The 12,885-nt window shown below is 72.4% G+C and carries 16 protein-coding genes; 3 read left to right on the top strand and 13 right to left on the bottom strand.

Features of this window, described 5'->3' with window-relative positions:
- Positions 1-69: 69 nt before the first annotated feature.
- A complete protein-coding gene (gene dtd / locus ACFY1T_RS23930; RefSeq protein ID WP_390789972.1) occupies positions 70-495 on the top strand; it encodes a D-aminoacyl-tRNA deacylase in 426 nt (141 codons plus the stop codon).
- Between the two features lie 6 nt (positions 496-501).
- Here dtd and ACFY1T_RS23925 read toward each other — a convergent pair whose 3' ends face one another.
- From ACFY1T_RS23925 to ACFY1T_RS23865, 13 genes are all read right to left on the bottom strand, one after another.
- Positions 502-1,470: a folate-binding protein YgfZ gene (locus tag ACFY1T_RS23925; protein WP_030858656.1), complete on the bottom strand. Its 969-nt coding sequence runs from the start codon at positions 1,468-1,470 to the stop codon at positions 502-504.
- A 10-nt stretch (positions 1,471-1,480) separates the two neighbouring features.
- Positions 1,481-1,936, bottom strand: coding sequence for a Fur family transcriptional regulator (locus ACFY1T_RS23920; protein WP_229338304.1), 456 nt, complete (start codon positions 1,934-1,936; stop codon positions 1,481-1,483).
- Positions 1,937-2,003: 67 nt separating this feature from the next.
- Positions 2,004-2,576: an FABP family protein gene (locus ACFY1T_RS23915; protein WP_390789971.1), complete on the bottom strand. Its 573-nt coding sequence runs from the start codon at positions 2,574-2,576 to the stop codon at positions 2,004-2,006.
- 275 nt (positions 2,577-2,851) lie between these two features.
- Complete coding sequence (locus ACFY1T_RS23910; protein WP_390789970.1) at positions 2,852-3,772, bottom strand: hypothetical protein; 921 nt, start codon at positions 3,770-3,772, stop codon at positions 2,852-2,854.
- Positions 3,769-4,584, bottom strand: a complete 816-nt coding sequence (locus ACFY1T_RS23905; protein WP_390789969.1) for a hypothetical protein — start codon at positions 4,582-4,584, stop codon at positions 3,769-3,771. The genes ACFY1T_RS23910 and ACFY1T_RS23905 overlap by 4 nt, the downstream gene beginning before the upstream one ends.
- Positions 4,581-5,354 (bottom strand): hypothetical protein, encoded by a 774-nt coding sequence (locus ACFY1T_RS23900; RefSeq protein ID WP_390789968.1) that lies wholly within the window; start codon positions 5,352-5,354, stop codon positions 4,581-4,583. Before ACFY1T_RS23900 ends, ACFY1T_RS23905 begins: the two co-directional genes overlap by 4 nt.
- A 113-nt stretch (positions 5,355-5,467) precedes the next feature.
- The gene (locus ACFY1T_RS23895; protein WP_390790093.1) at positions 5,468-5,815 is read right to left on the bottom strand and encodes a DUF3099 domain-containing protein; all 348 of its coding nucleotides are present in this window, start codon (positions 5,813-5,815) and stop codon (positions 5,468-5,470) included.
- A 56-nt stretch (positions 5,816-5,871) separates the two neighbouring features.
- A complete protein-coding gene (locus ACFY1T_RS23890) occupies positions 5,872-6,162 on the bottom strand; it encodes a DUF1416 domain-containing protein (protein ID WP_390789967.1) in 291 nt (96 codons plus the stop codon).
- A gap of 63 nt (positions 6,163-6,225) precedes the next feature.
- Entirely contained in the window at positions 6,226-7,071 is an 846-nt protein-coding gene (locus ACFY1T_RS23885) for a sulfurtransferase (RefSeq protein ID WP_030858676.1), read from the bottom strand.
- Between the two features lie 177 nt (positions 7,072-7,248).
- Positions 7,249-7,332: a putative leader peptide gene (locus ACFY1T_RS23880; protein ID WP_350206375.1), complete on the bottom strand. Its 84-nt coding sequence runs from the start codon at positions 7,330-7,332 to the stop codon at positions 7,249-7,251.
- A gap of 162 nt (positions 7,333-7,494) precedes the next feature.
- Positions 7,495-8,205 (bottom strand): DUF2993 domain-containing protein, encoded by a 711-nt coding sequence (locus tag ACFY1T_RS23875; RefSeq protein ID WP_390789966.1) that lies wholly within the window; start codon positions 8,203-8,205, stop codon positions 7,495-7,497.
- A gap of 118 nt (positions 8,206-8,323) precedes the next feature.
- The gene (locus ACFY1T_RS23870) at positions 8,324-10,285 is read right to left on the bottom strand and encodes a hypothetical protein (protein WP_390789965.1); all 1,962 of its coding nucleotides are present in this window, start codon (positions 10,283-10,285) and stop codon (positions 8,324-8,326) included.
- A 10-nt stretch (positions 10,286-10,295) separates the two neighbouring features.
- Positions 10,296-10,550, bottom strand: a complete 255-nt coding sequence (locus ACFY1T_RS23865) for a MoaD/ThiS family protein (RefSeq protein WP_030157092.1) — start codon at positions 10,548-10,550, stop codon at positions 10,296-10,298.
- A gap of 462 nt (positions 10,551-11,012) precedes the next feature.
- On the opposite strand from ACFY1T_RS23865, the gene ACFY1T_RS23860 reads away from it, so the two are divergent.
- Entirely contained in the window at positions 11,013-11,828 is an 816-nt protein-coding gene (locus tag ACFY1T_RS23860; RefSeq protein ID WP_030858689.1) for a response regulator transcription factor, read from the top strand.
- A gap of 24 nt (positions 11,829-11,852) precedes the next feature.
- Positions 11,853-12,875, top strand: coding sequence for a LacI family DNA-binding transcriptional regulator (locus ACFY1T_RS23855; RefSeq protein WP_361759350.1), 1,023 nt, complete (start codon positions 11,853-11,855; stop codon positions 12,873-12,875).
- The last annotated feature ends 10 nt before the right edge of the window (positions 12,876-12,885 follow it).

Here is a 12,885-nt window from a genome sequence, read left to right as displayed (position 1 = left end):
CGTGGTGCAGGTGCAGTCCCACTCCACCCGATCGGCCCCTGATGGGTGCACGCCTGATACACAGGTGGTATGCGAGCAGTGGTGCAGAGGGTGGACGGCGCGAGCGTCGTCGTGGCCGGCGAGACCGTGGGCGAGATCGTCGGCGAGGGGCTGTGCGTGCTGGTGGGGGTGACCCACGACGACACGCCGGAGAAGGCGGCGCAGCTGGCGCGCAAGCTGTGGTCCGTGCGGATCCTGGAAGCGGAGAAGTCCTGCAGCGACGTGGGCGCGCCGCTGCTGGTGATCTCGCAGTTCACGCTCTACGGGGACGCCCGCAAGGGCCGGCGCCCCACCTGGAACGCGGCGGCGCCCGGCGAGGTCGCCGAACCGCTGGTCGACGAGGTCGTCGCGCAGCTGCGGGCGCTGGGGGCGACGGTGGAGACGGGCCGGTTCGGCGCGGACATGCGCGTCTCGCTGACCAACCACGGCCCGTTCACCATCGTCATCGACGTCTAGCGGCCGTTACGGCGCGACGACGACCTCCTGCGCGGCGGCCGTCGTGCCGGCCAGCAGCGGGGCGTCCACCGGCACGTTCCGCTTGACCAGCGCGAGCGCGATCGGGCCGAGCTCGTGGTGGCGGACCGCGGTGGTCACGAATCCCAGCTGGCGGCCCTCCTCGCCGTCGGCGGCGAGCCGGACCGGCGTGCCGTGGGCGGGGAGCAGCACCTCGGAGCCGTCGAGGTGCAGGAAGACCAGGCGGCGCGGGGGCTTCCCCAGGTTGTGGACGCGGGCCACCGTCTCCTGGCCGCGGTAGCAGCCCTTCTGCAGGTGCACGGCGGTGCCGATCCAGCCCAGCTCGTGCGGGATGGTGCGGTGGTCGGTCTCCAGTCCGAGCCTCGGCCGGTGCGCCTCGACGCGCAGGGCCTCGTACGCGAGCAGGCCTGCGGCGGGGCCGTGGGAGGCGGCGAAGGCCTCCAGCTCGGCGCGGGGCAGGAAGACGTCGCGGCCGTACGGGGTCTCCCGTACCGGGTGCTTCCCGGCGAGCTCGGCGATGGAGCCGGCCGGCAGGTGGACGACGGCGAAGTCGGCGGTGCGGTCGGCGACTTCGACGCGGTAGAAGAACTTCATCGCCTCCAGGTAGGCGATCAGTGCCTCCTGGGTGCCGGGCTCCACGTGCGCCCACACGGTCTCGCCGTCGTCGACGAGGTAGAGCGCGTGCTCGATGTGGCCGTTGGCGGAGAGGATCAGCGCCTCGGTGGCCTGCCCGGGCGGGAGTTCCGTCAGGTGCTGGGTGAGCAGCAGGTGCAGCCAGCTCAGCCGTTCCGGTCCGGTGACGGTGACGACGCCGCGGTGCGAGAGGTCGACGAAACCGCGGCCGTCGGCGAGCGCGCGCTGTTCGCCGTACAGCTCTCCGTAGTGGGCGGCGACGCCCTCGTCGCGGCCTTCGGCCGGTACGGCGCCGGGGAGATGGAGCAAGGGGCTGCTGGTCATGCCACCAAGCCTACGACGGGGTGTCCTGGTGCTTGGCGGCGCACTTCTTGCAGAGCCCGAAGATCGCGAAGTGCTTCATGTCGGTCTCGAAACCGAAGGTGGCGCGCAGCTTCGCGGTGAACTCGGCGGCGATGTCCACGTCCGCCTCGATCACGTCGGTGCACTCGCGGCAGACCAGGTGGATGTGGTGGTGCCGGTCGGCGAGGTGGTACGTGGGGGCCCCGTGCCCGAGGTGGGCGTGCGAGACCAGCTTCAGCTCCTCCAGGAGCTCCAGCGTGCGGTAGACGGTGGAGATGTTGACCCCGGACGCGGTCTTGCGCACCTGGGCGAGGATCTCGTCCGGCGTCGCGTGCTCCAGGCTGTCGACCGCTTCCAGCACGAGCTGGCGCTGCGGGGTCAGCCGGTATCCGCGCTGCCGCAGGTCGCTCTTCCAGTCGGCACTCTCGGTGTCTCCGATGCTCCCCACCCGGCCAGTGTAAGCGCGCGAAGGGGACCGCGGGCCGAGCCCGCGGTCCCCTTTCGCGCAAGACCCGTCAGCGGAAGAAGGCGATGCCGTCGTCCGGCATGTCCGGAAGGTTGCGCGCCATCTCGGCGACCTCCTCCGGGGTGACGACCTTCTTGAGCTGGGCCGACATGTACGGGCGCAGCTCCACGTCCGGGGTGGCCTTCTCGCCGACCCACATCAGGTCGCTCTTCACGTAGCCGTAGAGCCGCTTGCCGCCGCTGTACGGGCCGGAGGCGGCGGTGCGGGCGACGGCGTCCGTGGCCAGGTCGATCTGGGGCTTCTGGTCGGCGAGCTCGCCGTACCAGACCTCGACGACGCCCTGGTCGCGGACCATGACGATCTCGACCTTGCGGTCCTTGTCGATGCGCCAGTAGCCGGACTCGGACTCCAGCGGCCGCACCTTGTTGCCCTCGGCGTCGAGGACCCAGCTGCGGGACGTGTATTCCAGGAAGTCCCGGCCGTCGTGGCTGAAGACGACTTCCTGGCCGAAGTTGCACTTCTCTTCGCCGGGGAAGTCGAAGACGCCCGCGCCCTCCCAGGTACCGAGGAGGAAGGCGAGGGGCACGAGGCCCGGGTTCAGGTCGGACGGGATCTGGATCATGTGTGGCTGCTCAGGCGATCTGTGGGAGGGGTTCCGGGTCCGGGACGGCGGCCGATCTGAGGATCAGCGCTGGCCCTGGTACAGCTTCTTCACTGCGAGGCCGGTGAAGGCGAGCACGCCGACGCAGACCAGGACCAGCAGGGAGGTGAAGAATGCCTCAAGCACGGGGTGCTCCTCGAAGTGATGTGGGCGTGTACGGGGCCGGTCCCCAAGCCTACTGGCCCGGGGACCGGTGCACTCCGTGAGGTAGGCCGCACGGCATTTCCCGTCAGGTGTCAGCCGAGCAGCTGGCTCTGCAGGATCACCGTCTGGTGGAAGGGGACGGTGGCCACCTCGCCCTTGCGGGTCTGGACGATCACGCCCTGGACGTCACCCGCCTGGAGGCACCCGAGCCTGGTCTGCTCGTCGCCGCCCGCCGGCTTGGGCTCCTGGTACAGGTTGACGTGGTTGCCGCTGAGGCCGCCGGCGTAACCGGCGATCCGCCGCTCCGGGCTGGACTGCTTGGTCTTCACGTCCTTCCAGGACAGGTCCATCTCCAGGACCGCGGCGCCCGCCAGCCGCATGTTGACGGTGCAGCCGCGGAAGGCGTCCACGAAGCCCTCGGCGTGGAAGCGCAGCAGGTAGACGTGCGTGCGCGTGCCGTCGGGCATGGTCCAGCCCCGGCCGACGATCTGGCGCAGCCCCTCGTACTCCAGGCCCTCCTTGAGCTTCGCCCGGCCGTCCGGGGCGTACTCCTCCAGGAAGGCGTCGACGGACACCGCCCCGTCCTTGTCCGTCTTGACCCCGTCGTCGGGCCGGGCGCCCTCGGGAGCGGGCAGCAGCAGGCCGGTGAGCGGCGCGTAGTGCGTGCCGGCCTTGTTGTCGGGGCCCTCGGGCAGCGGGGCGCCGGCGGGCAGGGCGGGCTTGGCCAGGGTCGGGTACGTCCAGCGGCCGTCGTCCCGGGTGGACAGGCCCGGGATGTCGGTGCGCTCCGGCCGGGCGATCCCGTACGTGACCCCCGTGCCGACGGCGGCGAAGACGAGGACGGCGGCCGTCCAGCGCAGCGCCGCGAACAGCTTGCGGCGGTCCTTGGGTGTGGCGGCGGGTACGGCGTCCTCGGCCGCCGGGACGGCCTCGGTCTCGGTCTCGGCCGCGGGGACGGCCACGGGGGCGGTCTCGTCCGCCGGGACGGTCTCGGCGGTGTTCTGCTCGGTCACACGGACTCCCCGGGGGACTTCAGGTGGTTCATCTGTTGCTTGAACAGGTCCACGACCTCGGTGGCGGAGAACTGCGGGATCCCGTACGCCCGGAAATCCACGAGGACGTCGCCCTGCACCGCCACGCAGTCGATGGCGTCGATCTCCTCCTTCTCCTTCCCCTCCGGGTCGCCCACCTTCTGCAGCGCGCACTTGGCGTCGGGGAAGCCGTCCACCTTCGGCGCCTGGCGGTCGTCGGCGACCAGTTCGAGGATCTTCTTGGTGACGTCCGAGAACTTGGCGAGCGCCGCCGGATCGGCCTGTGTGAGGCGGACCTCCGCCACCAGCCCGAGGTGGTCCTTGCTGTAGCTGCGTCCGGCCACGCCCTTCAGCTTCAGGTCGGCCAGCGCCTTGTCCCGCTGCTCCCGCTGCGCGCCGGAGAGCCCGGAGCGCGCGTCCTTGAAGGCTTCGATCGCCCGCTCGCCCGACACGTAGAAGTCGTTGCCGTCCTCGCCCATGTCGGGGCCGAGGCTGTAGTTGACCGGCAGCGGCATCAGCTTCCCGGTCAGCTCGTTCGGCGGCACGGCCGGGACCGGCTCCGGCGAGGCGCTCGGCGTGGGTCCCGCCACGAGCCAGTACCGGGTCGGCGCGCTGCGGTCGGCGTCGGCGACCGCAGCGGACGCCCAGAGGGCGCCTGCGGCGAGGACGGCCAGCGCGGCGGCGCCGGCGGCCAGCGCCACGGTCCTGCGCTTCGCCACGCTCGGCGGCGCCGCGGGGGCCGGGCTCACGTCCGTCGCCGGGGCGGTCAGGTCCTCGTTCTGCCGGTCGTTCACAGGCGCTCCCACTGCCGCTTGGCCAGCTCGACGACCGTGCCCTCGTCGATGGTGCCGCGGTTGTTCGTGTACTCGATCTCCATGACGATGTCGCCGCGGCGGGCGATGACCCGGGACGAACGGACCGGGTAGTAGCCGGGCTTCTCGTGGGCTTCGGAGTCGATCCAGAGATGTCCGTAGGCCGCGGGGACACCCGGCAGGTCCTTGCCCTTGTTGCCCGCGTACTCCTTCTTCTCCAGGTAGCCCTTGTCGTTCTGGTAGGCGTCGGCCCCCGAGCGGTCGGCGAACTGGAACAGCTGCACCGAGACGTAGTTCCGGTCGTCCTCGGACCACCGGCGGCTGGCGATCCGCCGGATGTCCTTGCGGAGCAGGAAGCCGAGACCCTGGTTGGGCTGCTTGTAGTAGTCCGCCGAGAACTCGTCCGGGGACTCGTAGCCCGAGGCGGTGACCTTCGCCCCGGACGGGGCCTCGATCAGCATCTTGGTCAGGTCGTCGTCCGTCTTGTGCCAGCGGTTGGCGTTGATGGAGCGCGTGCTCGTCGACTCGTTCGGCGCCTGCGGCTTCGGCTGGTCGATCCTCTGCTGCGCCAGCGGCGGCAGGGGCGTGGGCTCGCGGTCGTACTGGATCGCGTAGCCGGTGACCGTGCCCGCGAGCACGCCGAGTACGACGGCGCCGGCGATCAGGAGGACCGTACGGCGGCCGCCGCGAGGACGGCGGGCTGCGGTCTCCTCCCCGGCCGGCTGCTCAGGGATGGTCTCTGCGTGTTCCAAGGAAGTCCCCCCACAGGACATGGGGCATCGGGTGATCACCCGTGCACACGCATGACCTGTACAGGAGGGGGGTGGTTGTACACGTGCTTATTACATTCTTATCTCGCGGCGCCTCAGTCCTCGCGCCGGTCCTCGCGACGCCGCTTTCCGTCCAGTTCGTCCCACCACTCGTCGGACTTCGGGTCCCCCGAGGGGTCGTCCCACCAGCGGTCTTCCGGACCCCGGCGGTTCGCGATCATCGCGGCGACCGGCGGGATGACCATGGCGACCACGCACAGGGCCACGGCCGCCTCGACCGAGAACAGCCGCACGAAGGACCAGGCGGATACGAAGAGGAAGATGCATCCGCCCATCAGGACGAAGTAGACGCGGCGCCGCCGGGCGTACATGCCTCCAGCGTAGAGCCGGAAGGGGGCGGCGCGCAGGGCCGCGACGGCACGAAGGGCCGCACCCCGTTCCAGTGGCGTCCAACCCCCGGGGGTGCGGCCCTTCGGCCGGTCGTTCAGGCGTGCGGTGCTCAGACCGCGATCGCCACGTCCGTCACGCCGCCGGCCTCGGCCACGACCACGGCGCGGTCGGCCTGGCCGCCGGAGACCAGGGCGCGCAGGGTCCACGAGCCGGTCGCCGCGTAGAAGCGGAACTGGCCGGTCGCCGAGGTCGGGACCTCGGCCGTGAACTCGCCGGTCGAGTCGAGCAGGCGCACGTAGCCGACGACGGGCTCGCCGTCGCGCGTCACCTGGCCCTGGATGGCGGTCTCACCGGGCTTGAGCGTCGAGAGGTCGGGCCCGCCGATCTGTGCTCCACACATGTTCTCTGTCCTGTCCTAGAGAGGTCGTATCTACGGAGGGCGTCGCGTGCCCGGCCGTCGTGGTTACTTGTTGGCGCCGAGCTCGATCGGCACGCCGACCAGGGAGCCGTACTCGGTCCAGGAGCCGTCGTAGTTCTTGACGTTCTCCTGGCCCAGGAGCTCGTGCAGCACGAACCACGTGAGCGCGGAGCGCTCACCGATGCGGCAGTACGCGATGGTGTCCTTCGCGAGGTCGACCTGCTCGGCCTGGTAGAGGGCCGTCAGCTCCTCGTCGGACTTGAAGGTGCCGTCGTCGTTGGCGTTCTTCGACCACGGGATGTTGCGGGCGCTCGGCACGTGGCCGGGGCGCTGCGACTGCTCCTGCGGGAGGTGGGCCGGGGCGAGCAGCTTGCCGGAGAACTCGTCGGGCGAGCGGACGTCGACCAGGTTCAGGGTGCCGATCGCGGCCACGACGTCGTCGCGGAAGGCGCGGATCGAGGCGTCCTGCGGCTTGGCCTTGTACTGGGTCGCCGGGCGGTTCGGGACCTCGGTGCCGTCGACCAGGTCGCGGGAGTCGAGCTCCCACTTCTTGCGGCCGCCGTCGAGGAGGCGGACGTCCTGGTGGCCGTACAGCTTGAAGTACCAGTAGGCGTAGGAGGCGAACCAGTTGTTGTTGCCGCCGTAGAGGACGACCGTGTCCTCGTTGGAGATGCCCTTGGCGGAGAGGAGCTTCTCGAAGCCCTCCTGGTCCACGAAGTCGCGGCGGACCGGGTCCTGGAGGTCCTGCTTCCAGTCGATCCGGACAGCGTTGGTGATGTGGTTCTTGTCGTACGCGGACGTGTCCTCGTCCACCTCGACGATGACGACGTCGGCGTCGTTCAGGTGGGCCTCGACCCAGTCGGCGTCTACGAGGACGTCGCTGCGGCTCATGGTGTTCTCCTCCGGGGCAGTGTGCGGCGGGATCTGCGGGTACTCCTGGTGCGTACCGCTGCGGGCGGCTTCCTCGGGCCCTGCGCGGGGAGGCGTCAGCGGGCAGGAGGGGGCGGCTGCAATGCGGTCACGCGGGAAGGACGGTCGTCCGGCTGATGGAGCGGAAGCGCTCACAGGTCACATGGATCGACAGAGCATGGCGGCGACGCGACACAGGTCTACTGCCCGTCGCTTCGTGAGGTCCGCCTGCTGATGCTTCATAGCCATGGATCGTAGGGACGAATCGGCCGCCCTGTCACCGGTGTGTCATATTCCGAGACAGGATCGTCCGAATAGTGGGATGCATATGCCGCCGCACGGCTGCCGCACCGCCTCCCGGGCCTTCCCGCGCCCCGCCCCTTCTGCGGATCGGACGGCACCGTCTCACGATCCGGCCAGCACCACGTCCGTACCGCTCAGCGTGAGGTGCACGCCGGACTCGTCCGAGGTCAGCGCGGTCAGCTTGAGCCCGGACGGCAGTCCGCTGTCGAGCCTGCGGTCGAAGTCGGTCTTCTTGCGGACCGCGCTCTCGACCCCGGGCAGGCCCTCGCCCGGCACCTCGTCGGCCCGGACGCGGACCGTCTTGCCGCCGCCGGGGGCGTCCACGAGCGTGACCGTCGACACCACGCTGGGGGCGAGCCTGCGGCCGAGGACCTCCACCGCCGCCGTCACCTTCACCTTGCCGGGCGCCCCGCCGTACGTGACGGTCACGCCGGTCTGCGAGGCCTCGGTCAGGTCCCGGTAGGTGACGAGGGCCGTGCCCTCGGCCCGCTTCGCGGTGCCCCCGCTGTAGTCCCCGTTCAGCTTCACGCCGTGGAAGCCGGCGTCCAGCTCCGAGAGCCGCGTCTTGCGGCCGTCCGACACCGCCTCGACGCCCTTGAGCTTCACGTCGACGCGGTCGAGGTCGTGGCTGAGCGCCTGGGTCAGGAACGGGAACCCGTGGATGTCCACCTCCGTGGACCCGGCCAGCCCCTGGCGGGCCTGTATGCGCTCGGCCAGCCGGTTCTCGGCGTAGTTCACCGCCCAGCGGTCGACGCCGGCGAACAGCGCCCCCAGCACCACTCCGATGATCACAACGACGCGCAGGAACCGCACGTGCCCTCCCCCTGTAGACCGGTACGTGCGTTCTAGTTGACCATGGACGGCCGTACGGGGACCGTCAGGACCGGGGATGGGCCGGGCTGCGGGCGCGGCGCGCCCGCCGCGTCCCGCGTCAGCCGACCACCCGCCCGATGAGGTAGACGGCGGGAGCGGCCGCCGCCAGCGGCAGCGCGACACCGGCCGTCATGTGGACGAACTTGGACGGGTAGTCGTACGCGGCCACCCTCAGCCCGATCAGCGCGCACACCCCGGCGGCCAGCCCGAGCAGCGCCCCGCCGACGCCGACGGAGGTCAGCCCGCCGACGGCGATTCCCGCTCCGGTGGCGGCGGCCAGCGAGACGCCGACGGAGACCGGGGTCGGCAGCGGCAGCGCGCGGGTGAAGACGGCGACCGCGACGGCCGCGGCCCCGACGCTGACCGCGGCGGAGTCGGCCGCCAGGTAGCCGGCGCAGACGATGGCGAGCGCGGCGGAGGCCACCGAGGCCATCAGCCCGTACATCCGCTCGTCGGGGTCGGCGTGGCTGCGCAGCTGGAGGACCAGCGTGAGCAGCACCCAGGCGCCGAGGGTGCCGATGATCGCGCCGGGCCCGTACGTGTCGTCCACGGCGAGCACGGCCGCGTCGGCGACGAGGGCTCCGAGGAAGGCGAGGGCGATGCCCTGGCGGGCGGGCCACATGCCGTTGAGCCGGAACCAGCCGGCCGCGGTGAGCCCTTGGAGGACGATCAGCGGCGCGAGCAGGGCGAAGTCCCCGACGGCGGCGGCGCCGGCCAGCAGCAGCCCGAGCGCGGCGGTCAGTACGGCCGGCTGCGGCCCGGGGTCGATGATCGGCGACCGGCCCTCGGCCCGCGCCTGGGCCGGATCGACGGCCCGCAGGGTGTTCCCCCCGAGGGTGGGCGGAGAGTACTCGGGCTCCTCGCCGTCGGCGGAAGCCGCAGCCGCGGAAACGGCCGGGGCGCCGGCGGCCGGCTCCTCGGGGCCCGGGCCGGAGTCGGAACCGGAGTCGGAGCCGGGGCCCGGGTAGGGCGGCAGGAAGGCGGTCTGCTCGGCGGCGCCGCCCGCGGCGGGCTGCGGGTCGGCCTGCGGGGCGGCGGCCTGCGGGGCGGCGGCCTGCGGCGGGAGGTAGGCGGTCTGCTCGGCGGCGGACCCCTCGGCCCAGTCCGCGCCGGACCCGCTGCGCCCCCGGTCGCCGACGGGGGCGGGGGTCTGGGCGGCGGGCGCCTCGTCCCGGAACCACCCCTCGGGAGCCACGGGCGGCGCCTGCTGCTCGGCCGCACCGGCGCCCGGGTACGGCGGCAGGTAGGCGGTCTCGGCCGCGGCGGCGGCCGGCTGACGCCCGCCCGCGTCGGAACCCGGGTACGGGTACGGCGCACCGGCGGCGGCCGGGCCCGGGTACGGCGGGAGGAAGGCCGTCTGCTCGGCGGCGTCGGCCGCCGGGGCGGCGGGCTGCGGCGGGAGGTACGCCGTCTGCTCCGCGGCGGAGCCCTCGGTCCAGGAGCCGCCGGGCTCCCAGCCGGAGGCGGCGGGCACCTCGTCGCGCAGGCCCCAGCCGGCCGCGGGGGCGGCCTGCGCCTCACCGGCCGGCGGCCAGTCGGCCGCGGGGGCCGGGGCGACGGGGGCGGACGGCGCGGCCTGGGCCCCGGTGCTCGGCGGCCAGTCGGACGGCGGGGCCTGGGCTGCGGGTGCCTCGTCGCGGAACCAGCCCTCGGGCGCGACCGGCTGCCCGTACGCGGACTGACCCGCACCGGGCTGCCCGGCACCGGGCTGCCCCGCACCGGGCTGCCCGTACGCGGACTGACCCGCGCCTGCGGGCTCCGGCCACGCCCCGGCGCCCTCCGGCGCCAGGGGCCAGCCCTGCGCCTGCGGGACCGGTGCCTCGCCGGCGGCCGGCGCGGCACCGGCCGCCGCCTCGTCGCGGAACCATCCGTCCGGCGCGACCGGCCGGCCCGGCTGCGCGCCCGGCGGCGGCTGGACCGGCTGGTAGCCGGTTTCCCAGGTGTCCGACTGCCAGGTCTGGGTCCCGTACGGGTCCGGCTCCTGGCCCTGCCGCTGTCGCTGTTCCTCGGGAGTGCTCATCGGTTTCCGCTCACCCGCCCGCGAACGGCGGGAGCACCTCGACGGTGCCCCCCTCGGTCAGCGGTACGGCATCGTGCGGGCGCTTGCCCACGGGCTCTTCGTTCACGAGGAAGGAGCAGCGCTGCAGGACCCGGGTCAGCTCACCGGGATGGCGTTCCCGCACGGCGTCGAGCGCCTCGGCCAGTGTCCGCGCCGAGTACGGCTCCTCCGCCGTCTTGGCCGCGGCCTTGGCCGCCGCCCAGTAGCGGATGGTTCCGGTTGCCACTGCAGCTCCTATCGTCGGCTCTCTACCGTCGGCCTCCATGATGACCCCTCCGGCCACCGGATCCGGTGTGCCTCCACGCGCCCCGCGTGCGCCCGGGCGGCCTCCCGTACGTCCATCGATCCGGTGAAACCGGGGCATACGCCGGTCGTGAGGGTGGCATGAACCACAGACGCGGGGAAGGCCGATCCTCGGCCGCGCGGCGACGGGTGGGCTATTCTGCTGGCGAGAGGATCCGGGCAACGTTGCCCCCGGGTCCTTTTGTGCTTTCAGCGCGTTGAACGGACCGAGAACAGTGGTGTCCGTCCGGACCTCAGGGCGCGGGGACCGGCGAACGTCACACCGCAAGCACCACGCACCACGTACGAAGCAGTACCGCGAAAGTCCTCGACGGGACCGAGGAGGAACCGACGTGATGGACCAGCGAACCGTGCACGAACGCCCGACCTGGGCAGGTGGTCGGGCATGAGCTCACTCCTGCTGCTGACCAATGCCCTCCAGCCGTCCACCGAGGTGCTGCCCGCCCTCGGCCTGCTGCTGCACAGCGTCCGGGTGGCCCCCGCCGAGGGCCCGGCCCTCGTGGACACCCCCGGCGCGGACGTCATCCTCGTCGACGGCCGCCGGGACCTGCCGCAGGTGCGCTCGCTCTGCCAGCTGCTCCGTTCCACGGGGCCCGGCTGTCCGCTGATCCTCGTCGTCACGGAGGGCGGCCTGGCGGCCGTCACCGCCGACTGGGGCATCGACGACGTCCTCCTCGACACCGCGGGCCCGGCCGAGGTCGAGGCGCGGCTGCGCCTGGCCACCGGCCGCCAGCAGCTCGGCTCCGACGACTCCCCGATGGAGATCCGCAACGGCGACCTGTCGGTCGACGAGGCGACGTACTCGGCGAAGCTGAAGGGGCGGGTCCTCGATCTCACCTTCAAGGAGTTCGAGCTGCTCAAGTACCTCGCCCAGCATCCGGGCCGGGTCTTCACGCGCGCGCAGCTGCTCCAGGAGGTGTGGGGGTACGACTACTTCGGCGGCACCCGGACGGTGGACGTGCACGTACGGCGGCTGCGCGCGAAGCTCGGCCCCGAGCACGAGTCCCTGATCGGCACGGTCCGCAACGTCGGCTACCGCTTCGTCACGCCGGAGAAGGTCGAGCGGGCGGCCGCGGAAGCCGCGGCCCAGGCGGCCGCCAAGGCCGCGGCGCAGGCGGCGGCCCGGGCCTCGGCCGACGTCCCCCGTATGGAGGAACCTCCTGTGATCGTCCAGTCGACAGGACGGCCTGCCCAGAGGTAGGTCACCCCGCGTAGACTCCCGAGCGTGGCCAAGGTGACGCGGGATGACGTTGCACGACTTGCGGGTACGTCTACCGCCGTCGTGAGCTACGTCATCAACAACGGACCCCGGCCGGTCGCCCCGGCCACGCGCGAGCGTGTACTCGCCGCGATCAAGGAGCTGGGCTACCGCCCGGACCGGGTCGCGCAGGCGATGGCGTCGCGGCGCACCGACCTCATAGGCATGATCGTCCCCGATGCGCGGCAGCCGTTCTTCGCGGAGATGGCGCACGCGGTCGAGCAGGCCGCCGCCGAGCGCGGAAAGATGGTCCTGGTCGGGAACTCCGACTACCGCACCGAGCGCGAGGTCCACTACCTGCGGGCCTTCCTCGGGATGCGGGTCTCGGGCCTGATCCTGGTCAGCCAGGGCATGAGCGAGCAGGCGGCGAGCGAGATCGAGGCCTGGGACGCCCGCGTGGTGCTGCTGCACGAGCGCCCCGAGGCGATCGACGACGTCGCGGTCGTCACGGACGACATCGGCGGCGCCCAGCTCGCCACCCGGCACCTGCTGGAGCACGGGCACGAGTACGTCGCCTGCATCGGCGGCATCGAGAACACCCCCTCGGTCGGCGACCCGGTCGCCGACCACGTCGAGGGCTGGCGCCGGGCCATGCTGGAGGCGGGCCGCTCGATCGAGGGCCGGCTGATCGAGGCCCCGTACAACCGCTACGACGCGTACACGGTGGCCCTGGAGGTCCTGGCCCGGCCGGACCGGCCGACGGCCATCTTCTGCGCCACCGACGACCAGGCCATCGGCGTCCTTCGCGCGGCGCGCGAACTGCGCATCGACGTCCCCGGTGAGCTGGCGGTGGCCGGCTTCGACGATGTCAAGGAGGCGGCCCTGACGGACCCGCCGCTGACGACGATCGCCTCGGACCGCCCGGCGATGGCCCGCGCGGCCGTGGACCTCGTCCTGGACGACGCCCTCCGCGTGGCCGGCTCGCGCCGCGAACGCCTGAAGCAGTTCCCGTCGGCCCTGGTCATCCGCCGCTCCTGCGGCTGCCGCTGACCCCTTTCCA

Origin of the sequence: Streptomyces sp. NPDC001194, from assembly GCF_042896985.1 — a bacterium.
In the GTDB taxonomy this organism is placed as follows: domain Bacteria; phylum Actinomycetota; class Actinomycetes; order Streptomycetales; family Streptomycetaceae; genus Streptomyces.
Note: the sequence above shows the minus strand (reverse complement) of the source record. Positions and strands in the feature narration are given on the sequence as shown.